The following is a 21,100-nucleotide window of genomic DNA, read 5'->3' as shown; positions in this document are numbered from 1 at the left end:
CCTGCACCGGTACCCGACGCAGCGGCCCGGTCGTGGCGGCTGGTGTGGACACTCGGCGCCACCCCCCTTCGACGGATGAACATATCTGCACGTCACGAGTCTGTGACTACCGGTACAACGAGCCGGGCTCGATTGCGGTATTTACCAGGCACAACGTTCCTGATATGAATTCAGTTCATATTCATGTCGAGGAGTGGCCGCGATGACCGGTACCACCGCCACCTGGTCCAACTGGGCCGGCAACCAGCACAGCACCGCGCTCCTCACCGTGCGCCCGCATAGCGTCTCCGACGTCGTCGAGGCGGTCCGCCAGGCCGCCGCGGCGGGCCGGACCGTCCGGACCACCGGCAGCGGCCACTCGTTCACCGCCACCGCCGTCGCCGACGGGCACCGGATCGACCTCGCCGAGCTGGAGACCGACGTCACAGTCGACGTGGCGCGCCGCCTGGTCACCGTACCGGCCGGGATGACGTTGCACACGCTCAACGATCTGCTCGCCGGGCACGGCCTCGCGATGCCGAACCTGGGCGACATCGACGCCCAGACCATCGCCGGTGCGCTCTCCACCGGCACCCACGGCACCGGGGCGAAGCTGGGCTGCCTGTCCACCTTCGTGGCCGGGCTGACGCTGGTCACCGGCACCGGCGAGGTGCTGCGCTGCTCGGCCGAGGAGAACCGCGACGTCTTCGACGCCGCCCGGGTCGGGCTCGGCGCGGTGGGCGTGCTGGTCGAGGTCACGCTGCGCTGCGTGGACGCCTTCGTGCTGCGCGCGCACGAACGCCCGGCCCCGCTCGCCGAAGTGCTCGACGACCTGCCCGGCCTGTACGACGCGCACGACCACGCCGAGTTCTACTGGTTCCCGTACACCGACCGGGTGCAGGTCAAGACCAACGACCGGGTACCCGCCGACGACCAGCCACTGCCCGGCTGGCGCGGCTGGCTGGACGACGAGTTCCTCTCCAACACCGTCTTCGCCGGCGCCTGCCGCCTCGGCCGCGCCGTACCCGCACTCGCACCCCGGATCAGCGCCGTCTCCGCCCGCGCGCTCACCGAACGCACCTACACCGGCCGCTCCGACCGGGTGTTCTGCACACCGCGCCGGGTCCGCTTCGTGGAGATGGAGTACGGGCTGCCGCGCGAGGCGCTGCCCACCGCGCTGGCCGAGCTGCGCCGGATCGTGGACCGGCTGCCGTTCAAGGTGCTGTTCCCGGTCGAGGTGCGGTTCACCGCCGCCGACGACATCTGGCTGTCCCACTCGTACGGGCGGGACTCGGCGTACATCGCCGTGCACCAGTACGTGGGCATGCCGTACGAGCCGTACTTCCGCGCGTTCGAGGAGGTGGCGACGGAGTTGGGCGGCCGCCCACACTGGGGCAAGCTGCACTGGCGCACCGCCGAGTCCCTGGCGAGCGCCTACCCGAGATTCGCCGACTTCCAGTCCGTCCGCGCCCGCCTCGACCCCTCCCACATCTTCCAGAACCCCTACTTGACGCAGGTCCTGGGCGCTTGAGGATCTTGGGAGGAAAGGGCCCTTATCGGGGCCCTTTCCTTCCAAGATCACTCGTTCGGGGTTGAGGTCGCCTTCTTGGGGGCGGCCTTCTTGGCCGTCGTCTTCTTCGCGGCGGTCGTCTTCTTGGCCGCCGTCGTCTTCTTCGCCGCCGCCGTCTTCTTCGCCGGGGCGGCCTTCTTCGCGGCCTTCTTCTTCGGCGCCGGGCCCTTCGCGCGCTTCTCGGCCAGCATCTCCGACGCCTGCTCCAGCGTCAGCTCCTCCGGCGTCTGCCCGCGCCGCAGCGACGCGTTGAACTCGCCGTCCGTCACGTACGGCCCAAAGCGCCCGTCCTTGATCACCAGCGGCTTCTCGGTGAGCGGGTCATTGCCCATCTCCCGCAGCGGCGGCGCGGCTGCCCGGCGCTGACGCGTCTTCGGGGCGGCCAGCAACGCCAGCGCCTCGTCCAGCGTGACGGTGAACATCTTGTCTTCCGAGTCCAGCGAGCGGAACTCGTCACCGCGCTTGACGTACGGGCCGTAGCGGCCGTTGTTGGCGAACACCTCGGCGCCGTCCGGGGCCACGCCGATCAGCCGGGGCAGCCGCAGCAGCTGCAACGCCTGCTCCAGGGTGAGGCTGTCCGGCGTCTGCGAGCGCAGCAGCGACGACTTGCGCTCGCCGCTCGCCACGTACGGGCCGAACCGGCCGGACTTGAGCAGGATGGGCTCGCCGGTCGACGGGTCGTCGCCGAGCTTGCGCTCACCGCCGCCCCCGAGGAACAGCTCGTGCACCTTCTCCGGGGTCAGCTCGTCGGGCGCCAGGCCCTCCGGGATCGGCGCCCGGTCACCCTGCGAACCACCCTCCTCGCCCTCACCGGAGGGCGTGGCCTGCTCGCCGCCCGGCAGTTCGCGCTGGAGGTACGGCCCGTACCGGCCGACCCGGACCACGACCTCGCGGCCCTCGTCGTCGGTGAACAGCGGGATGGAGTTGACGCTGCGCGCGTCGATCTCGCTGAGGTTCTCGGTGACCAGCTTCTTCAGGCCACCAGCGTGCGCGATGGCCTGGTCGCCGGTGCCGTTGGTGCTGCCGAAGTAGAAGGAGGTGAGGAAGTCGACGGCGGCGTGGTCACCACCGGCGATCTCGTCCAGCTCGTTCTCCATGCTGGCGGTGAAGTCGTAGTCGATCAGGCGCGGGTAGTGCCGCTCCATCAGCCCGATCACCGCGAACGCCAGGAACGACGGGATCATGGCCTGGCCGCGCTTCACCACGTACCCGCGGTCCTGGATCGTCTGCATGATCGACGCGTACGTGGAGGGCCGGCCGATGCCCAGCTCTTCGAGCGCCTTGACCAGCGACGCCTCGGTGTAGCGGGCGGGCGGCTGGGTGTGGTGGCCCTGCGCGGCCAGCTCGTCGGCGGTCAGCGGCTGGTCCTTGACCAGCGTGGGCAGCCGCCGCTCGGCGTCCTCGGCCTCGGCGTTCTCGTCGTCGCTGGACTCGACGTACGCGCGCAGGAAGCCCGGGTCGGTGATGGTCTTGCCGGTCGCGCCGAAGTCGGCCTCCTCCTGGGCGGAGGAGACGGCGCGGATGCGCACCGACACGCTGGAGCCGACCGCGTCGGTCATCTGCGAGGCGATGGTGCGCCGCCAGATCAGCTCGTAGAGCTTGAACTCCTCGGCGGACAGCTCCTTGGCCACCTCACCCGGGGTGCGGAAGTTGTCGCCCGCGGGGCGGATCGCCTCGTGCGCCTCCTGCGCGTTCTTCACCTTGCCGGTGTAGCGGCGCGGCTCCGGCGGCACGCTGCGCTCGCCGTACAGCTCGACGATCTGCCGGCGGGCGGCCGCGATGGCCGTCTCGGACAGGTTCACCGAGTCGGTACGCATGTAGGTGATGTAGCCGTTCTCGTACAGGCGCTGCGCCGTGCGCATCGTCTGCTGCGACGAGAACCGCATCTTGCGGGCCGCCTCCTGCTGGAGCGTGGAGGTGATGAACGGCGCGTACGGGCGGCGCCGGTAGGGCTTCTCCTCGACCCGGGTGACGGTGAACGGCTGGTCGGCCAGGCGGGCGGCCAGCCCCCGGGCCCCGCCCTCGTCGAGGTGGACGACACCCGCACCGGCGCGAACACGACCCGTGGTCGGCTCGAAGTCCTTGCCGGTGGCGATCCGGTCACCGTTGAGCGCGACGAGCGTGGCGTTGAACGTGCGCGGGCCCTCGCCCGGCTTCGCCACGGCGAGCGTGGCCAGGATGTCCCAGTACTCGGCGGTGCGGAACGCCATCCGCTGGCGCTCCCGCTCGACCACGATCCGCGTCGCCACGGACTGCACCCGGCCCGCCGACAGCTTCGGCATGACCTTCTTCCACAGCACCGGCGAGACCTCGTAGCCGTAGAGGCGGTCGAGGATACGCCGCGCCTCCTGGGCGTCGACCAGGTCGCGGTCGATCTCCCGGGGGTTCGCCACAGCGGCCTGGATGGCCGGCTTGGTGATCTCGTGGAAGACCATCCGCTTGACCGGCACCTTGGGCTTGAGCGTCTCCACCAGGTGCCAGGCGATGGCCTCGCCCTCGCGGTCCTCATCCGTCGCCAGGAAGATCTCGTCGACCTCCTTGGCCAGCTTCACCAGCTTGCTGATCTGCTGCTTACGGTCGGGCGACACCACGTAGAGGGCGTGGAAGCCGTTGTCGACGTCGACGCCGAGGCGCGCCCAGGGCTCACCCTTGTACTTCGCCGGGACGTCGGCGGCGTTGCGGGGCAGGTCCCGGACGTGGCCGAAGCTGGCCTCCACGACGTACCCCGGGCCGAGGTAGCCCGAGATCGTCTTGGCCTTCGCCGGTGACTCGACGATGACCAGACGGGTGGTTCCAGCGTTGCTCGGCACGTCTCTCCCCGACCTCACTCCTACGCCATGCCCGCTTCGGGCCGTGTTGCGCCACCCGGACCACAGGCGGTCCGGATGTCCAACGTAACGCGCCGTCCGCGTTCCGGGTTTCGTGGGCGGCAAACGGGCCGCCCTCCCGGCGACCGCCGGCCGCACCCTGCCGGACGGCGTCACGGTACACCGTGGGTAGGGCGACAGGCGGGTCACTGTGACGATCGCGTACACCCGGCGGAGCCGTCGCCGGGTGTCCGGGTTCGGACACCGGACGGTCAGCCGTGCGAGCCCGGCCACTCCGCCGCCGGCGCCGTGGCCGGCCGTTCCCCCACCAGTTCGGCGAGCCGCGACATGCGCCGTCCACCGATCCGGAACGCGGGCCCGCCCTCGTCCGGCTCCACGAACGCGGCCGGCAGGCCGACCGCCGCCAGCGCGGCGCGGACCACCGGCCAGGACGGCTCGTCCGCAGGTCCGAGCCGCAGCCGGAAACCGGCCGGCTCGGCCGTGCCGGCCGCGGCCACCCAGAGCCGCAGCCGCCGTCCGTCCAGGTGGAAGCGGACCGGCGGCCGCTTCACGCCGCCGCGCAGCCAGGTCCGCGCGAGCGGTGCCAGCATGCTCGTGTACGCGGTGCGCACCCGGTGCCGCCCGTCCTCGGTCGGCTCCCAGCTCGCCGGCACGCCCCGGGCGCCCAGCTCGGCCACCAGCACGTGCACCCGCCAGGCAGCCTCGACCACCACGGAGATCCGGGCCGTGCCGCCCATCCGTCCCACCTCACCCGGTCCGGCGAGCAGGCCGGCGAGATCCGCCAGGGCCGGATCGGCCGCCTCGGTGGAGAACAGTGAGGGCTGGCGGGCGGGGTTCGGGGTGGGAGGGGTCAGCGACACTCCGGGACCTCGTCGAAGGCCTCTTTCAGCTCGGTCGAGTTGAGTTTGCTGGTGTCCAGCGCGCTCGCGTCGTACTCCTTGTTGAGCGTGTCCACGGCGGCGCGCACGCCGTCGTAGAACGGACCGGCCTGGGCAGTGTCGAGCCGGTCGACGGTGTCCCGGGCCCGGCCGTACGCGTCGCGCATCTTGCTCAGCGACCCCAGGAACCCGGCGGACACCTCGGCGCCGCGCTCGGCCTCGGGCACGCCCGCCTCCTCGACCTTGCGCCGGGCCGTCTCGCTGGCCTGCTCGGCGCCGGCGAAGAGCCGGACCAGGTTCTCCTTGGCCTGCGGCGGAGTCGTCTGCGCGGTCATCTGCTGCTGGGTGCTGCTGGTCAGCTTCGAGATCTCCGCGCGCCACGGGGTCAGCGCCTGGCACACCGACGCGGCCCAGACCCGAGGGCTGGGACCGCCGCCGCACCCGGTGACCACGAGGACCAGCGTGGCCAGGACCACCGTGAGCTTTCCGGCGGTTGCCGCCCGGCGCGTACGCATGCGAAGCAGCGTACGACCTCCGGGCCGAACCGCCACCGGTCAGGTTTGCCGGGCACGGGGTTCCCGGCCGGCCGGGGCCGGCCGGGAACCGTCGCGTGCGATCAGGCGTTCACCGTCTCCGGACGCTGGTCCGGGGTGCCGGCATCGCTGTCCTCGTCGGTCATCGCCACACCCTTGCGCTTGCTGAACACCACGGCCGCCGCGATGATCAACGCGGCCACCACGGCGATCGTGATGCGCAGCGCCGGGTTCTTGTCGTCGCCCACGCTCCAGGCCACCACGGCCGGGGCGATCAGCAGCGAGACCAGGTTCATCACCTTGAGCAGCGGGTTGATCGCCGGACCGGCGGTGTCCTTGAACGGGTCGCCGACGGTGTCGCCGATGACTGTGGCGGCGTGCGCGTCGGAGCCCTTGCCGCCGTACGCGCCGTCCTCCACCAGCTTCTTGGCGTTGTCCCAGGCGCCACCGGAGTTGGCCAGGAACACCGCCATCAGCGTGCCCGCGCCGATCGCGCCGGCCAGGTACGCGGCCAGCGCGCCCGGGCCGAGGCCGAAGCCGACAGCGATCGGGGCCAGGATGGCCAGCAGACCGGGGGTCATCAGCTCGCGCTGCGCGTCCCGGGTGCAGATGTCCACGACCTTGCCGTACTCGGGCCGCTGGGTGCGGTCCATGATGCCCGGCATCTCGCGGAACTGCCGGCGTACCTCCATCACCACGGCGCCGGCCGAGCGGGAGACCGCGTTGATGGCCAGGCCGGAGAAGAGGAACACCACAGCGGCGCCGATGATCAGGCCGACCAGGTTGCGCGGGTTGGACACGTTGAGCGAGTTGAGGATCTCGCTGCCCACGTCGTTCACGCCCGCGTCCTCGTAGGCGGAGCGCAGCGTGTCGGTGTACGAGCCGAACAGCGCCGTCGCGGCGAGCACCGCGGTGGCGATCGCGATGCCCTTGGTGATCGCCTTGGTGGTGTTGCCGACGGCGTCCAGCTCGGTGAGCGTCCGCGCGCCGTGCTCGTCGATGTCGCCGGACATCTCGGCCACGCCCTGCGCGTTGTCGGAGATCGGGCCGAACGTGTCCATCGCGACGATGACGCCGACTGTGGTGAGCAGGCCGGTGCCGGCCAGCGCGACGGCGAACAGCGACAGCGTGATCGAGCTGCCGCCGAGCAGGAACGCGCCGAAGACGCCGGCGCCGATCAGCAGCGCCGAGTAGACGGCCGACTCCAGGCCGACGCTGATGCCGGCGAGGATGACGGTGGCCGCGCCGGTCTGCGAGCTCTTGCCGATGTCCTGCACCGGGCGCCGGTTGGTCTCGGTGAAGTAGCCGGTCAGCGCCTGGATCGCGGCGGCCAGCACGATGCCGATCACCACCGCGCCGATGGCCACCAGCCGCGGGTTGCGGTCGACGTCGGTCAGCCCGCCCTCCAGCTCGGCGAACGTGGCCGGCAGGTACGCGAACGCGGCGATCGCGACGAGCACCGCGGCGAGCAGCGCGGAGAGGTAGAAGGCCCGGTTGATCGCGGTCAGGCCGTTGCGGTCGCTGACGCGCAGCCGGGTGATGAAGACGCCGACGATCGCGACCAGCACGCCGATGGTGGAGATGATCAGCGGGAAGACCAGGCCGGTCTCGCCGAACGCGGCCCGGCCGAGGATCAGCGCCGCGACGAGCGTGACCGCGTACGACTCGAACAGGTCGGCGGCCATGCCGGCGCAGTCGCCGACGTTGTCGCCCACGTTGTCGGCGATGGTGGCGGCGTTGCGCGGGTCGTCCTCCGGGATGCCCTGCTCGACCTTGCCGACCAGGTCGGCGCCGACGTCGGCGGCCTTGGTGAAGATGCCGCCGCCGACCCGCATGAACATGGCGAGCAGCGCGGCGCCGAAGCCGAAGCCCTCCAGCACGGTCGGTGCGTCACCCCGGAAGATCAGCACGACCAGCGCCGCGCCGAACAGGCCGAGCCCGACGGTGAGGAAGCCGACCACGCCGCCGGTGCGGAAGGCGATCTTCATGGCGGCCTCCCGCCCGCCTTCTCGTTCCCGCGCGGCAGCCGCCACCCGCAGGTTGGCGCGGGTCGCCAGCCACATGCCGGCGCCGCCGATGAACGCGCTGAACAGCGCACCCACCACGAAGAACGCCGAGCGGCCGAGCTTCACCAGGGTTTCGTTGCCGTCGGTGTCGTGCACCGGCAGCAGGAACAGCAGCACGACGGCGATCACCACGAAGATCGCCAGCGTGCGGAACTGCCGCAGCAGGTACGCCGACGCGCCCTCCTGCACCGCGCCGGAGATCTCCTGCATGTTTGTGGTTCCCTTACCGGCCGCCAGGACCGCCCTGGTGAGGGCGGCCGCGAAGACGAGCGCCACCAGCGCGATGACCGCGGCGATGACGACGTACGTCACGTTGGCTCCGGTAAGGGACAGTGCGCCGCCGTCGGCGGCCAAGGTCCCGGACATCTATGTCCTCCTGTACCGAACAACTCGCGCCGACCTGTGGAGACGCACGGGCCGACGCCTGGATGCGGACTCGCAAGCGCGCGCCAACCCACCCCGGCGGACCAGCGATGAACTCCCGTTCCCGCTGGCTACGGGATGGGATCACTTGCTGACAACCCGCGTACTGTAGCCCTCCGGCGTGGCGGAGGTCACACCGAGGGGGCACCGTGTCTCGATGATCTTCGTAACTGTGTTATGCGAAGAAATCTGATATATGGCGCGGCCAATACGACGAGGCCGCGCTCCCCCTTCGGGGAACGCGGCCTCCGTGTGCGTTTCGGGTCAGGCGCGGCCGGCCGGCCACGACATCCGCACCTCGGTGCCGACGCCGTCGTCCACCGGGCGGACCTGGAGATCCTCCACGAAACCGGCGAGCAGCGCGAAGCCCACGCCGGTGGTGAGCGCGTCCTCGCTCAGCGACTCCTTGGCCAGCTCGTCCGGGCCGAGCGCGGCCAGGCCGAGACCCGCCTCGATCGGGGCCCGGTCCACCACCCGGACCGTGTAGCCGCCTCCGTCGGACATCTCCACGTACACCGGGTCGGCCAGGCCGTACTGCCGGTGCAGCGCGACCGCCCGGGTGCACGCCTCACCGATGGCCAGGCGCACCTCGTCCAGCAGGTCCTCGCGTACGCCGGCCCGCCGGGCCACCGCCACGCCGACCAGGCGGGCGGTGCGCACGTGCACCGGGGCCGGAGAGAAGGACAGCTTGACGGTCGCCATCACGCGCCGGTGGAGTCGGCGGCGATGGCCGCGTCGACCGTCGGATGCAGCGGGAAGACCTGGTCCAGGGCGGTGATCCGGAAGATCTTGAGCAGCGGCTCCTTGTCGCAGACCAGCGCGAAGGAGCCACCGGCCGAGCGCAGCCGCTTGAGCGCGCCGACGAGCACACCCAGCCCGGTCGAGTCGAGGAAGTCCACCCGGCCGAGGTCGACCACCACGTGGCGGGCCCCGCCGTCGATCAACTCCAGGAGCCGTTCCCGCAGGCGGGGAGCGGTGTAGACATCCACCTCACCACCGACCTCGAGCACCGTGTGCTCCCCCACGGCGCGGGTCGCCAGCGACAGCTCCATCGGTCCCTCCTCGGTAAACTCTCCTGGGCATCTAACCATCCCCCCGTGCGGCCCTCTCGGGTCACCGGCCACGCCCTCCCCATACCCCCACCCTGCGGTTCCCAATTCCGAACACCAGTGCGAGAGTGCAGGACGTGACCGACCACAGCCCCGGCCCGCGGCGTGCGCCGGGCGAGCTGCTGCGCCGGCTGCGGCTGCGTCACCCGACCGACCCGGTCACCCACGTCGAACGCGTCCCGGCCCGCGCCGGCGAGCCCGTCGGGTGGCCCGGCTGGGCGCCGGAGGAACTGCGGGCGGCGTTCGCGCGGCGCGGCGTCACCGCCCCGTGGCGGCACCAGGCCGAGGCCGCCGAGCTGGCGTACGCGGGCCGGCACGTGGTGGTCGCCACCGGCACGGCGTCCGGCAAGTCCCTGGCGTACCAGCTTCCCGCGCTGAGCACCCTGCTCGCCGACCCGCGCGCCACTGTGCTCTACCTGGCGCCGACCAAGGCGCTCGCCGCCGACCAGCTCCGCGCCGTCGCCGGTCTCGAACTCGACGGGGTACGCCCCGCCACCTACGACGGGGACACTCCGCGCGCCGAGCGGGAGTGGATCCGCCGGCACTCCCGGTTCGTGCTGACCAACCCGGACATGCTGCACCACGGCATCCTTCCCGGGCACGCCCACTGGTCCGGGTTCCTGCGCCGCCTCGCGTACGTGGTGGTCGACGAGTGCCACACCTACCGGGGCGTCTTCGGCTCACACGTCGCGCACGTGCTGCGGCGGTTGCGGCGGCAGTGCGCGCGCTTCGGGCGTACACCGGTCTTCCTGCTGGCCTCCGCCACGTCGGGTGACCCGGCGGCGGCGGCCGAGCGGCTCACCGGCCTGCCCGTCACCGCCGTCACCGAGGACACGTCGCCGCGCGGCGGGGTGACGTTCGCGCTCTGGGAGCCGCCGCTGCTGCCGCCCACCGACTCGTCCGCCGACGCCGACCTCGTCCAGGTCCGGCGCTCCGCGCTGCGGGAGACCGCGGACCTGCTCGCCGACAGCGTGGTCGAGGGGGTACGCACGCTCGCGTTCGTGCGGTCCCGCCGGGGCGCCGAGGTGGTCGCCGCGAACGCCCGTCGGTCGCTCGACGAGGCGGTACCCGGGCTGGGCGACCGGGTGGCCGCCTACCGGGCCGGCTACCTGCGCGAGGAACGCCGCGAGCTGGAACGGGCGCTGCTGCACGGCGACCTGCTCGGGCTCGCCTCCACGAACGCGCTCGAACTCGGCGTCGACCTGGTCGGGCTGGACGCGGTGCTGATCTGCGGCTGGCCCGGCACCCGCGCGTCGCTGTGGCAGCAGGCCGGGCGGGCCGGGCGCTCCGGCGACGAGGCGCTCGCCGTGCTGGTGGCCCGGGACGACCCGCTCGACACCTACCTGGTGCACCACCCGGAGGCGCTGTTCGGGCGGCCCGTCGAGGCGACGGTGCTCGACCCGGCCAACCCGTACGTGCTCGCGCCGCAGCTCGCCTGCGCCGCCCACGAGTCCCCGCTCACCCCGGCCGACCTGGACCTGTTCGGTGAGGGCGCGAAGGAGGCGGTGGACTCGCTGGTCGAGGCGGGAGCGCTGCGGCAGCGGCCCACCGGCTGGTACTGGCGGCACCGGGAACGCCCCGAGGTCGACCTGCGCGGCGAGGGCGGCGCCCCGGTCTGCGTGGTGGAGGAGTCCACCGGCCGGCTGCTCGGCACCGTGGACGGCGGGTCGGCGCACTTCCTGCTGCACACCGGCGCGGTCTATCTGCACCAGGGCGTCTCGTACGTGGTCGACTCGCTCGACCTGGCCGACGGGTGCGCGCTCGTGCACGCCGAGGAGCCGGACTGGTCCACCCACGCCCGCGACGTGACCTCGCTGTCGGTGGTGTCGGTCCGCTCGTACGTGGACGCCGGACCGGTCGGCCTGTTCCTCGGCGAGGTCGACGTGACCAGCCAGGTGGTGTCGTACCAGCGGCGGCGCATCGCCACCGGCGAGGTGATCGACACCCGCCCGCTGGACCTGCCCGCCCGGGAGCTGCGCACCGTCGCGGTGTGGTTCACGCTCTCCCCCGAGTCGCTGACCGCCGCCGGTGTCGAGGCGGCGGACGTGCCGGGCGCGCTGCACGCCGCCGAGCACGCCGCCATCGGTCTGCTGCCGCTGATGGCGACGTGCGACAGGTGGGACATCGGCGGGCTGTCCACCGCCCTGCACCCGGACACCGAGGCACCCACCGTCTTCGTCTACGACGGTCACCCCGGCGGTGCCGGTTTCGCCGAGCGGGCGTACGGCACCGCCGCCGCCTGGCTGCGCGCCACCCGGGATGCGATCGCCGAGTGCGGGTGCGAGACCGGGTGCCCGTCCTGCGTCCAGTCCCCGAAGTGCGGCAACGGCAACAACCCGCTGGCCAAGGCGGAGGCGGTGAAGGTCCTCGACGTGGTGCTGACCAACCTCGCCACGGCCGGGCGCGCGGGCGGCGTCCCGTCCCCGGAGGCGGACGGCGCCATATCGCCGGAGGCGGGGCCCGGTGGGGCGCTGCCCCGGCAGGGCGACCGGGTGGCCCACCCGGCTCCGGCTGCGGGTGGTGGCTGACCTTTCCGGTGCCGGGGTGTCTGGTGGGTGGGACGCGTGCATGAGGGCAGGGCCGTCGGGGCATTGATGTATGGGAGCGCTTCCATGCATCATTTCCGGTAGCGCACAGGTGTCCCGAGACCCGTCCCGCCGGAGGTGCCACCGTGGCCGACACGATCGCCGAGACCGTCGAGCTGCTCTACACCATCGACCAGGAAAACCTCACGCCCGACCAGCAGATAGCGCTGGGCACCGCGATGGCGACGCTCGCCCAGGCGGAACGGCTGGAGCAGATCAACGAGCGCCTGCGCGGCATCCACCAGGTGCTGAACAGTTGGGCGATGAAGGCCACGGTCGACGGCGGTCGCTGACCTCGCTGACCTTGCGCCTCGCCCGGTGTGCCGGCGTCGTGGTGTCGGGGTCCGATCGGGTGAGCGGTGGTCGGCCTGCTGTGCAAGACTCCGGCGACCCCTCGAAGGAGATCGCATGTCGCCCGACAACCTGCAGGCCCAGCACCGGTTCATCATCCGTCAGCGGCTCCGGATGATGGTCAACCAGTACGAGGTGCACTCGGTCGCGCCCGACGGCTCCGAAGGTGGGCTGCTCGCGTTCGCGCAGCAGAAGCGGCTCGCCTTCAAGGAGCAGGTGACCATCTACACCGACGACTCCAAGCAGTACCCCCTTCTCGGCTTCAAGGCCCGTCAGCGGCTCGACCTCGGCGCCACCTACGACGTGACCGATCACGCGGGCAACCCCATCGGGCTGTTCCGCAAGGACTTCGCCCAGTCGCTGCTGCGCTCGACGTGGCACGTCGAGCAGCCCGGCCTGCCGCCCGCCACCGGGCAGGAGCGCAGCCTGCCGGTCGCGCTGCTGCGCCGGTTCGTCGACTCGCTCTCCTGGCTGCCGTACCACTTCGACTTCATGGCCGGCGGCCAGCCGGTGTTCTCGGTCGACCGGAAGTGGGGCCTGCGGGACCGGTACTCGGTGGAGATCCAGCACCCGCAGATCGACCGTCGGCTGGTGATCGCCATGGCGGTCGGACTGGACGCCCTCCAGTCCCGCTGACCTGCGGCCCCCTCGGTCCCGGCCCGGCTCTCGGTTCCGGCACTGGCGTCCGCCCGTCAGGACCGGGCCGGGCCGGCCCGGGACGTCGCGGTGACGGCCCGGGCCAGGTTCGGCAGCGGTGCGACACGTACCCGTGCCGTGACGATCAGATCCAGGCCGTCGACGCGGCAGCCGGTCATCCGGCCGCCGTTGGCCGAGACCAGGTCGGCGGCGCGAGCGCAGGCGGCGTCGGCGCCGTCGAGCACCTGGGCGGCACCGGCCAGCGCCCCGAGGTCCGCCGCGTTGCGGGCCTGATGCCGTGCGCACCGGGCCGCCCCGAGCCCGGCGCCGAACACCCCGACCAGGACGAAGACCAGCCCGATCGCGAGCAGGCAGACGGTCGCGCCGCCCCGGTCGGCCTGAGGCGTACCGCCGGCTGACTTCCTGCGCTCCCCGCTCTCCACGGGCACGCCGGCTCTCACGGCACCGGGCCTGGCGCGCCGGGCTCCACTGCGGCCACCGCCTCCGCCGACACGACCAGCCGGGGCAGCCGCGTACCGAACGTCCGGACCGGTGCCCGGACCGTCGCCGTGACCCGATCACCGGCCACCGTCACGGCCACCTCGGCACCGTCCGGGGCGTACCGGGTTCCGGCGACCGCGCCGGACTCACCCCGGGCCGCGGCGAGAGCCGCCTCCCGGGCCGCGTCGACACACGCGACCCGGGTACCCACAGCGTTCACTGCGGTCAGCCCGGCGACGAGGAGCAGCATGAGCGCCGGCAGGCCAGCCGCCAACTCGGCGGTGAACGAGCCCCGCTCGCACGCGACCCGCGAGCGCCACCCGCGCCACGGCGCCCCGGCCCGGCGGCCGACGGTGTCCCGGGCAGGCTCGGTCGACACGTCGAGCGGGTGGAGCGACCGGCCACCACGGCCGGCCCGCCGGCGCCCGATCACTTCAGGGCCCGGTCGATGACGGCGGTCAGCGCGGACTGCACGTTGCCGGAGGTGAGCACCTTCAACAGGATCCCGGCGAAGGCGACCGCCGCGAGGGTGCCCACCGCGTACTCGGCGGTGTTCATACCCGCGTCACCTCGTAGGCGGGTGAGGAGCTTGCGCATGTCGTACGTCCCTTCTCGATGGTTCACAGCACGTCGCCGAGAACGGCGACGATCACCGGCACCAGACCGGCGAGAATGAAGGCGGGCAGGAAGCACAGCCCGAGGGGCAGCACGATGAGCACGCCCGCGCGGCGGGCCGCCGCCTCGGCTGCGGTCGACCGTTCGGCACGCAGGTCGTCGGCCAGCCGGGTCAGCGCGCGGGCCAGTGCGGCGCCGCTGTTCGACGAGCGGACGGCCGCCGCGACCACGGGTTCGGCACCGGCGACGCCGTCCAGGTGCGCCCACGCCTCGCCGGGGCCGCCACCGAGCCGTAGCGTGCGGCCGACCCGGCCGAGCCGGTCCGCGAGTGGCCCGCCGAGCGCCTCCGCGACGGCGAGCACCGAGCGGTCGACAGGTGCGCCCGCCCGCAGCGCGGCGGCCAGCAGGTCCGCGGCCAGCGGCAGGTCGGCGCTCTCCCGCAGCCGCCGTTCACGGGCGGCGCGCGGTTCGATCCGGCGCAGCAGACGGTCGGCGACGACACCGGCCGGCAGCCCGAGGACCACGCCCGTCACACCGCCGACGACCACTGCCACGGCGATCCCGGCCAGCGCTGCGCCGAGGCGTACCCGATCCGGCCACCACGCCGGGCGAGTCGGCGGCGGCGCCGGGGCGAGCCGGCGCAGCCGCCGCGCCGGGCGGACCACCGGACCGGCGACGACCAGGAGCGACGCGGCCCCGCCGAGGCAGACGGCGGCCAGCACTTGGCGCGACATCAGGCGGCCCGCCCGGGCGTGACGCCGAGCCGCTCGGCCCAGAGCAACCCGCCGACCTGTAACACGACCGCCGCCACCGCGCTGCCAGCACCCACCGGGGTGTGCAGGAGCACCGCCACCGGGTCCACCCCGATGCCGTAGCCGAGCCCGATCCCGCCGAGCGGCAACGCGGCGAGCAGCCAGGCGGTCGCCCGCGCCCCTGCAGCCTGGGCGGCGGCAGCGGCAAGTCCCCGGTCGGCGGCGCGAGCGTCGGCCTCGATCCGTTCCAGCAGATCGGCCAGCGGCGCGCCGGTCCGGTCGGCCAGCCTTCCGGCGGCCCGGGCCAGCCGCGCGACGCGTCCCGGGCCGTCGTCGACACCGCCGTCGACCGGCAGCCCGGCCCGCAGGTCGGCGGCGACGGCGGCGAGCCGGTCGAGATCGCGGCGGTGCGCGAGGTCGGCCATCCGGTGGGTACGCCGGCGCAGTACCGCCCGGGCCGCGAGCACGCCATAGGCGGCGAGCACCACGGCTGCCACCGGGCCACCGAGCAGCGCCCCGGTCACGACGCCGCACAGCGCCGCCACGGGCAGCACGCGTCCGGCGGAGAGCGCCGGAGCGGTAGCCGATGCCGCAGAGGGTGTCACCGGAACCGACACGAGCTCGGTCCACCGCCGTATCTGATGCCCGGGTCGACGCCGTTCGCGGCCCCGGCCGGGCGGACGGGCGGACGCCTTCGGCCCGGAGTCGAGCGGCCGCCGTGGCGGGTCCGGCGGTGTTGAACGCGCGCCCTTCGCCCGCTCGGCCGGGGTGCCCGTCTCGCCCAGGACCGCCAGTCGCCGGGCGCGCCCGGCTCGTACCGGCCAGGCGACGGCTACCGCCGCGGCGGCCAGGAGCAGGACCACGGGCCAGAGGTGGCCGGTCACGACGGTTCCGCCGGGGTGGGCCACGCCGCCTGGAGGATCGGGGGCACCGGCGTTCCCCGCTCGCGCACCAGGTCGGCGAGCGCCCGGGCCGCCGGACCGAGACCTCTGCCCCGCACCCAGGCCGGGACCACCCTCACCACCCGGTCGGGCCCGTCGGGCAGCAGCAGGCCGATGGAATCCAGGACGCGTCCCTCGCCGGTGCGGCGGAGCTGGAGGACTACCTGCAACGCGGCGGCGACCTGGGCGTGCAGCGCGAGCCGGGGCAGGCCGCCGAGCATCCCCAGCGCCTCCAGCCGGGCTGGAACGTCGGCCGGGGCGTTCGCGTGCAGCGTCCCGGCCCCGCCGTCGTGGCCGGTGTTCAACGCGGCCAGCAGGTCGACCACCTCGGCGCCCCGGCACTCGCCCACTACCAGCCGGTCCGGCCGCATCCGCAGCGCCTGCCGGACCAGGTCACCGAGCCCGACGGCACCGGCGCCCTCGACGTTCGCCGTCCGCGCCTGCAAACCGATCACGTGCGGGTGCACCGGGCGCAACTCGGCGGCGTCCTCCACCAGCACGATCCGCTCGGTGCCGGGCACCAGCCCGAGCAGCGTGTTCAGCAGCGTCGTCTTGCCGGATCCGGTGCCGCCGCTGACCAGGTACGCGAGGCGGGCCGCCACGAGTGCGGCGAGCAGCGGGGCGACCGGCCGGGGAACTGTGCCCCGCTCGACGAGTTCGTCGAGGGTGAACGGCCGCTGCCGGAAGGTACGCAGCGAGAGGTAGGGCCCGTCTGTCGCCACCGGAGGCAGCACCGCGTGCAGCCGGGTGCCGTCGGGCAGGCGCGCGTCGGCATACGGGGAGGCGTCGTCGAGCCGGCGACCGGCCGCCGAGGTGAGGCGCTGCGCCAACCGGCGTACGTCGTCGAGCGTGCCCAGCGGCACGGCGACCTGCTGTAGTCCCCGTCCCCTGTCGACCCAGACCCGCACCCCGTTCACCAGTACGTCGGTGACCTGCGGATCGGCGAGCAGCGGTGCCAGTGGACCGGCGCCGACCAGGTCGTCGTGCACCCGGTCGGCGATCCGCAGCAGCGTGGTGTCGCCGAGTACCGCCGTCGCCGGTTCGGCGCGTACCGCGGAGACGATCGCGGCGGGCGTGATCGGGGTGGCCTCGGCGGCGAACCGGTGCCGGACCCGCGCGGCCAGTTCCCCCGGGTCGGCGGGCGCGGTCACGCCGCACCCGCTGCGGACGACCCGACCAGCTCGTCCACGAGCCGCTGACACAGCGCGGCGAGTGGCCCCTTTCCGCTCGCGCCCGGAGCCTCGCCCCGCTCCAGCCCACGGCACAGCCCGGGCTCGGGTCGCAGCGTGCCGGCGAGCGGCAGCCCCAGCGCCCGGGACACCTCGGCCGCGCGCAGCCGACCGGGCGCCGGACCGCGCACGATGACCGACAGGTCGACGCAGTGCGGCGCGGCGACGGCGGCGACCCGGGCTGCGGCGGCCGCCGCCCGCAGCTCGGCCGGTACGACGAGCAGCGCCCGGTCGGCGGCCTGGAGCGCGACCACCGCCGCGTCGTCAAGGTGCCGGGGCAGGTCGAGCACGACCAGGTCCCGCCCCCGGCGGCCGGCGTCGACGGTGGCGGCCATCGCCTCGGCCGGCAGGTGCCGCAGGTCGCCCCGGTCCCAGGAGAGCACCACCAGGTCGCCCCGGCTGGGCAGCGCGCGGATCAGCGACGGCGGATCGACCCGCCCGTCCGTGCCGGCCAGCTCGGGCCAGCGCAAGCCGTCGAGCTGCTCCCAGCCGAGCACCAGGTCGAGACCACCGCCGAGGGGGTCGGCGTCGACGAGCAGCGTGCGGAGCCGGGACCGGGCCGCGCTGACGGCGAGCCCACCGGCCAGCACGCTGGCTCCGGCGCCGCCCCGACCGCCGAGGACCGCCACCACCCGGCCCTGACCCGGGCCCGCCGGACCGGCCACGCACTCGGCGAACCGGTCGACCAGCCAGGGCTCGGCCGCCGGCAACGTCGCGACGTGCTCCGCGCCGATGAGTTCGGCCAACTCCGTACCCGGATCGAGCTCTCCGGAGCGACCGACCAGGACCGTGCGGGCGCGGCGGGGAAGGCGCGCCCGCAGGCAGGCCGCCGCCTGGTCGGCGCCGATGAGCACCAGCGGCGCCGGCGCCCAGCGGGCCCGGGCGGCGGCCGGATCGGCCGCCAGCTCGACCTCGGTGCCGCCGGCCGCCGCGAGTCGCAACAGCTCGTCGAGAAGGTCGCCGTCGGAGGTGACGAGCAGGGGCAGGCGACGGTACGGCGGGAGCGGGGTACGGGGCGGCATGGCGGCCTCCATCGGTCGAACTCGGACGTGCCGGGGTGCAGCCTGCCCGGCCGGGGGCGGCGAGACCGGTGCCCTGTGGACAACGGAGGGCGTTGTGGACAGACCTCGGTGGCCCGGTTGATCTGCTATGTGCCGGAGACGGAGGCAACGAGTGGCCCGTCGACCATTGACGACAGGGATGATCAGTAACGGATAATCGGGGCCCCTCGCCGCTCGATGAACGGCACCGGCTTGCGGAATCGAGGCCATGACCGATTCACCGCACCCCCTCACGCCCCCCTCGGTACGACCCCACTCACGGTCCGCCCCCACGGCCGGCGGCGAGATCTGGCTCCGCGATCCGTCGCCGACGCTGCTCGCCGCCATCGCCATCGGACTCGTGGTCGTGGTGCTCGCGAGCATCGTCAGCGTCTTCGCCACGCCGCGTCGCCCCGGCCTCCCGCCGCCGCTCGAAGGCCAGGCGATCCTGGCGTCCCCGACGAGGGCGGGGTCGGTGACGGAGACGCCGGCCGAGTCCTACGCGCCGCCGTCGGTGTCGTTCTCCAGCCGTGCCGTGCCGCCCAGCCGCACCGCCGCACCGACCCGCCGCCCCACCCCGAGCAGCCGGCCGACCTCGTCGAAGCCCACACCTCCCCGGCCGAAGCCGCCGGTGGTCGGGCCCGGGGAACTGTCCCCGCTACCGGCCTCGCGCGAGTCGCGGCTGCGCTCGCACGGTGGCGGCCCGTCAACCTTCATCGACTTCGTCAACACCCGGGAGTCGACAGTCGTGGTCCACTGGATCAACTACGACGGCCGTCGCCAGCAGTACGCGGTGCTCCGGCCCGGGCAGTCCTACCGGCAGCAGACGTACGTCGGTCATCCGTGGGTCGTAACCGACGAGCGAGGCCGAGGCTTGGTCTGCTTCGAGCCGGACCGGCGGACGCTGCGCGCGGTGATCCGGTAACTCCCTTGCCGGGCCCGACCGGCGGCTGCGACGCTCCGTCGGGTGATCGACAAGCCCGACATCGACGAGCGGACGCTGGCGGCCGAGGTTACCGCCGCCTGGTCGGTGGACGTCGTCGACCTGGTGTTCATGCCGGTCGGGCTCGACGGGCAGGCATGGGCGTACCGGGTGGGGACGTCCGACGGCGGGCGCTACTTCCTGAAGGTGCGCCGCGGCGACTTCACGCCGGCCGCCGTCCTGCTGCCCCGTCTTCTGCGCGCGCAGGGCCTTCGGCAGGTGGTCGCGCCCTTGGACCTCCCCGAGGGTGGTGCCGGGCGCGAGTTCGGGGACTATCGGCTACTGCTCTACCCGTTCCACGACGGCGGCAGCCTGTGGGGGCGCGGCCTCACCGACCGCCAGTGGATCGAGTACGGCGAGTTCCTGGGCCGGCTGCACCGGGTCACGCCGAGCGCGGAGGTGGCAGCCGTCCTGCCGGTCGAGACGTACCGATCGAGCGCGGGCGACCGGCTCCGAGCCCTCGGCGGGCAGGCCGCCGCGAGCGAGACCCTGGGTGCCTTCTGGAAGCGGTACGGTCCCGCGTTGCACCGGTTGGCGAGGGCTGTCGACGACCTGGCGTCGCACGTGCCGCCGGGGCAGCACGTCATCTGCCACGCCGACATCCATCCGGGCAACCTCATCGCCGACGGCGACGGTCCGCTGCACGTCGTGGACTGGGACGCGCCGATCCTGGCGCCGCGCGAGCGGGATCTGATGTTCGTCTACAGCACCGACTTCGGCGACCACCCGATCAACGCGCGCCGGGCTGAACTCTTTCGCGAAGGCTATGGGGCGCTGGAGCCGGACCCGGTTCTGCTGAGTTACTACCGCAGCGAGCGGCACCTCGACGACGTCGCGACATTTCTGGGCAGCATCCTCAATCCGGAGGCCAGTACGGAGTCCCGGGCCAACGACTTGCACTGGCTAACCCGGATCGCCGAGGCGGTCGCCGGCGAGTCCTGATCTCACTGCGGACGCAAAGGGACGACCCCCGTCGGGGGGAGACGGGGGTCGTCTTGTGGTTCGGCTCCGGGGGGGTCGAGCCGAACCGACTCAGCGGTTACGGGGGGTGCAACCGCCGAGGCCCATCGGCGCCGGGTATGCGAACTCCCGTCGCGAGGACAAGCATGCCGCAGTCGACCCTTATACGTCGAGTGTTGTTCACTCCACGCAAAGCTAAATTCATCGATAGCTACCTGTGACCGCCGTCACTCCACCGGGTGCTCATCGGCTTTCGCGACCCGGGCGGACGCCTCGACGCCTCCGATCGGGCTAGACTTTCGCGCCGTGGGCCGTAGCGCCGCTTTCTTCGATCTCGACAAGACCGTCATCGCCAAGTCGAGCGCCCTGGCGTTCGGTCGGCCGTTCTACCGGGACGGGCTGATCACTCGGCGTGACGTGGTCAAGTCGGCGTACGCGCAGTTGATGTTCCGGCTGGGCGGCACCGACGAGCAGACCATGGCCCGCACCCGGGACTACCTCGCCACGCTCTGCAAGGGCTGGCCGGTGGAACAGGTCCGCCAGATCGTTGCGGAGACACTCCACGAACTGATCAACCCCTATGTGTACGCCGAGGCGGCCGCCCTCATCGAGGAGCACCAGGCCGCCGGGCGGGACGTGGTGCTGGTCTCCGCGTCCGGTGACGAGATGGTGCGGCCGATCGGGGAGCTGCTCGGGATCACCGACGTGATCGCCACCCGGATGGGCGTGGTGGACGGCCGGTACAGCGGCGAGGTCGAGTTCTACGCCGCCGGCCCGAGCAAGGTCGAGGCGGTCAGCGAACTGGCGCTGGAGCGCGACTACGACCTGGCCGACTCGTACGCGTACTCCGACTCGTACTCCGATCGGCCGTTGCTGGAGTGCGTGGGGCATCCGACGGTGGTCAACCCGGACCGGGCGCTGCGCAAGCTGGCGGTGGAGAACGCGTGGCCGGTGCTGGAGTTCCGGCACCCGATCCCGCTGGGCCGCCGGCTGCGCGAGCGGCCGGCGGTGCCGGTCGCGGCGGCGGCACTCGGCGTGGGCGTCGGCGTGGCCATCGGCATCGCCTGGTACGGCCGGCACCGCCGCACCCGCGCCGCCGCACCCACCGCCTGACACACCGCG

Annotated in this window: 20 protein-coding genes; 7 read left to right on the top strand and 13 right to left on the bottom strand. The window is 73.1% G+C overall.

Going from position 1 to position 21,100, the window contains the following annotated elements; all coding sequences use genetic code 11:
- Positions 1 to 193: 193 nt before the first annotated feature.
- Positions 194 to 1,510: a D-arabinono-1,4-lactone oxidase gene (locus tag CLT75_RS26420; RefSeq protein WP_209310389.1), complete on the top strand. Its 1,317-nt coding sequence runs from the start codon at positions 194 to 196 to the stop codon at positions 1,508 to 1,510.
- A 47-nt stretch (positions 1,511 to 1,557) separates the two neighbouring features.
- Here the strand turns inward: CLT75_RS26420 and topA are convergent, their stop codons facing one another.
- The 6 genes from topA to CLT75_RS26390 all read right to left on the bottom strand — a co-directional run bounded on the left by topA (position 1,558) and on the right by CLT75_RS26390 (position 9,329).
- Positions 1,558 to 4,359, bottom strand: coding sequence for a type I DNA topoisomerase (topA, locus tag CLT75_RS26415; protein ID WP_135242924.1), 2,802 nt, complete (start codon positions 4,357 to 4,359; stop codon positions 1,558 to 1,560).
- 269 nt (positions 4,360 to 4,628) lie between these two features.
- Positions 4,629 to 5,237, bottom strand: coding sequence for a hypothetical protein (locus CLT75_RS26410; RefSeq protein WP_135242923.1), 609 nt, complete (start codon positions 5,235 to 5,237; stop codon positions 4,629 to 4,631).
- Positions 5,228 to 5,770, bottom strand: coding sequence for a hypothetical protein (locus CLT75_RS26405; RefSeq protein WP_135242922.1), 543 nt, complete (start codon positions 5,768 to 5,770; stop codon positions 5,228 to 5,230). The genes CLT75_RS26410 and CLT75_RS26405 overlap by 10 nt, the downstream gene beginning before the upstream one ends.
- Positions 5,771 to 5,871: 101 nt before the next feature.
- Complete coding sequence (locus tag CLT75_RS26400) at positions 5,872 to 8,220, bottom strand: sodium-translocating pyrophosphatase (RefSeq protein WP_135242921.1); 2,349 nt, start codon at positions 8,218 to 8,220, stop codon at positions 5,872 to 5,874.
- 321 nt (positions 8,221 to 8,541) lie between these two features.
- Entirely contained in the window at positions 8,542 to 8,979 is a 438-nt protein-coding gene (locus CLT75_RS26395) for an ATP-binding protein (RefSeq protein WP_013283650.1), read from the bottom strand.
- On the bottom strand, positions 8,979 to 9,329 hold the full coding sequence (locus CLT75_RS26390; protein WP_013283649.1) for an STAS domain-containing protein: 351 nt from the start codon (positions 9,327 to 9,329) through the stop codon (positions 8,979 to 8,981). The genes CLT75_RS26395 and CLT75_RS26390 overlap by 1 nt, the downstream gene beginning before the upstream one ends.
- A gap of 92 nt (positions 9,330 to 9,421) precedes the next feature.
- On the opposite strand from CLT75_RS26390, the gene CLT75_RS26385 reads away from it, so the two are divergent.
- The 3 genes from CLT75_RS26385 (at position 9,422) to CLT75_RS26375 (ending at position 12,958) form a co-directional block, all read left to right on the top strand.
- Positions 9,422 to 11,914: a DEAD/DEAH box helicase gene (locus CLT75_RS26385; RefSeq protein ID WP_486485368.1), complete on the top strand. Its 2,493-nt coding sequence runs from the start codon at positions 9,422 to 9,424 to the stop codon at positions 11,912 to 11,914.
- A 143-nt stretch (positions 11,915 to 12,057) separates the two neighbouring features.
- Positions 12,058 to 12,264 carry a hypothetical protein gene (locus tag CLT75_RS26380; protein WP_013283647.1) on the top strand — a complete coding sequence of 69 codons (207 nt, stop codon included), beginning with the start codon at positions 12,058 to 12,060 and terminating at the stop codon, positions 12,262 to 12,264.
- Between the two features lie 115 nt (positions 12,265 to 12,379).
- Complete coding sequence (locus CLT75_RS26375) at positions 12,380 to 12,958, top strand: LURP-one-related family protein (protein WP_091414614.1); 579 nt, start codon at positions 12,380 to 12,382, stop codon at positions 12,956 to 12,958.
- Between the two features lie 56 nt (positions 12,959 to 13,014).
- On the opposite strand, the gene CLT75_RS26370 is transcribed toward CLT75_RS26375, so the two are convergent.
- The 7 genes from CLT75_RS26370 to ssd all read right to left on the bottom strand — a co-directional run bounded on the left by CLT75_RS26370 (position 13,015) and on the right by ssd (position 18,018).
- The gene (locus tag CLT75_RS26370) at positions 13,015 to 13,407 is read right to left on the bottom strand and encodes an Rv3654c family TadE-like protein (protein WP_486485275.1); all 393 of its coding nucleotides are present in this window, start codon (positions 13,405 to 13,407) and stop codon (positions 13,015 to 13,017) included.
- Between the two features lie 8 nt (positions 13,408 to 13,415).
- Entirely contained in the window at positions 13,416 to 13,838 is a 423-nt protein-coding gene (locus CLT75_RS26365) for a TadE family type IV pilus minor pilin (protein WP_135242919.1), read from the bottom strand.
- A 50-nt stretch (positions 13,839 to 13,888) separates the two neighbouring features.
- The gene (locus tag CLT75_RS26360) at positions 13,889 to 14,056 is read right to left on the bottom strand and encodes a DUF4244 domain-containing protein (protein ID WP_013283643.1); all 168 of its coding nucleotides are present in this window, start codon (positions 14,054 to 14,056) and stop codon (positions 13,889 to 13,891) included.
- A gap of 23 nt (positions 14,057 to 14,079) precedes the next feature.
- A complete protein-coding gene (locus CLT75_RS26355; RefSeq protein ID WP_135242918.1) occupies positions 14,080 to 14,808 on the bottom strand; it encodes a type II secretion system F family protein in 729 nt (242 codons plus the stop codon).
- A complete protein-coding gene (locus tag CLT75_RS33465; RefSeq protein ID WP_486485274.1) occupies positions 14,808 to 15,380 on the bottom strand; it encodes a hypothetical protein in 573 nt (190 codons plus the stop codon). Before CLT75_RS33465 ends, CLT75_RS26355 begins: the two co-directional genes overlap by 1 nt.
- A 326-nt stretch (positions 15,381 to 15,706) precedes the next feature.
- Positions 15,707 to 16,918, bottom strand: a complete 1,212-nt coding sequence (locus tag CLT75_RS26345) for a TadA family conjugal transfer-associated ATPase (protein ID WP_135242916.1) — start codon at positions 16,916 to 16,918, stop codon at positions 15,707 to 15,709.
- Positions 16,915 to 18,018, bottom strand: a complete 1,104-nt coding sequence (gene ssd, locus CLT75_RS26340) for a septum site-determining protein Ssd (RefSeq protein ID WP_123109990.1) — start codon at positions 18,016 to 18,018, stop codon at positions 16,915 to 16,917. Before ssd ends, CLT75_RS26345 begins: the two co-directional genes overlap by 4 nt.
- A gap of 247 nt (positions 18,019 to 18,265) precedes the next feature.
- Between ssd and CLT75_RS26335 the strand changes: the two genes are divergently transcribed.
- The 3 genes from CLT75_RS26335 (at position 18,266) to CLT75_RS26320 (ending at position 21,091) form a co-directional block, all read left to right on the top strand.
- The gene (locus CLT75_RS26335) at positions 18,266 to 18,961 is read left to right on the top strand and encodes a VHL beta domain-containing protein (protein WP_135242915.1); all 696 of its coding nucleotides are present in this window, start codon (positions 18,266 to 18,268) and stop codon (positions 18,959 to 18,961) included.
- Between the two features lie 42 nt (positions 18,962 to 19,003).
- Positions 19,004 to 19,960 (top strand): aminoglycoside phosphotransferase family protein, encoded by a 957-nt coding sequence (locus CLT75_RS26330; protein ID WP_135242914.1) that lies wholly within the window; start codon positions 19,004 to 19,006, stop codon positions 19,958 to 19,960.
- Positions 19,961 to 20,284: 324 nt separating this feature from the next.
- Entirely contained in the window at positions 20,285 to 21,091 is an 807-nt protein-coding gene (locus tag CLT75_RS26320) for an HAD family hydrolase (RefSeq protein ID WP_013283636.1), read from the top strand.
- Positions 21,092 to 21,100 lie beyond the last annotated feature (9 nt).

Source organism: Micromonospora sp. CNZ285 (assembly GCF_004637285.1).
Note: the sequence above shows the minus strand (reverse complement) of the source record. Positions and strands in the feature narration are given on the sequence as shown.

Coding starts and splice junctions, on each gene's coding strand:
- CLT75_RS26405 (WP_135242922.1), bottom strand. CDS start 5,770: ATGCGTACGCGCCGGGCGGCAACCGCCGGAAAGCTCACGGTGGTCCTG.
- CLT75_RS26400 (WP_135242921.1), bottom strand. CDS start 8,220: ATGTCCGGGACCTTGGCCGCCGACGGCGGCGCACTGTCCCTTACCGGA.
- CLT75_RS26395 (WP_013283650.1), bottom strand. CDS start 8,979: ATGGCGACCGTCAAGCTGTCCTTCTCTCCGGCCCCGGTGCACGTGCGC.
- CLT75_RS26390 (WP_013283649.1), bottom strand. CDS start 9,329: ATGGAGCTGTCGCTGGCGACCCGCGCCGTGGGGGAGCACACGGTGCTC.
- CLT75_RS26375 (WP_091414614.1), top strand. CDS start 12,380: ATGTCGCCCGACAACCTGCAGGCCCAGCACCGGTTCATCATCCGTCAG.
- CLT75_RS26360 (WP_013283643.1), bottom strand. CDS start 14,056: ATGCGCAAGCTCCTCACCCGCCTACGAGGTGACGCGGGTATGAACACC.
- CLT75_RS26355 (WP_135242918.1), bottom strand. CDS start 14,808: ATGTCGCGCCAAGTGCTGGCCGCCGTCTGCCTCGGCGGGGCCGCGTCG.
- ssd (WP_123109990.1), bottom strand. CDS start 18,018: ATGCCGCCCCGTACCCCGCTCCCGCCGTACCGTCGCCTGCCCCTGCTC.
- CLT75_RS26335 (WP_135242915.1), top strand. CDS start 18,266: ATGACCGATTCACCGCACCCCCTCACGCCCCCCTCGGTACGACCCCAC.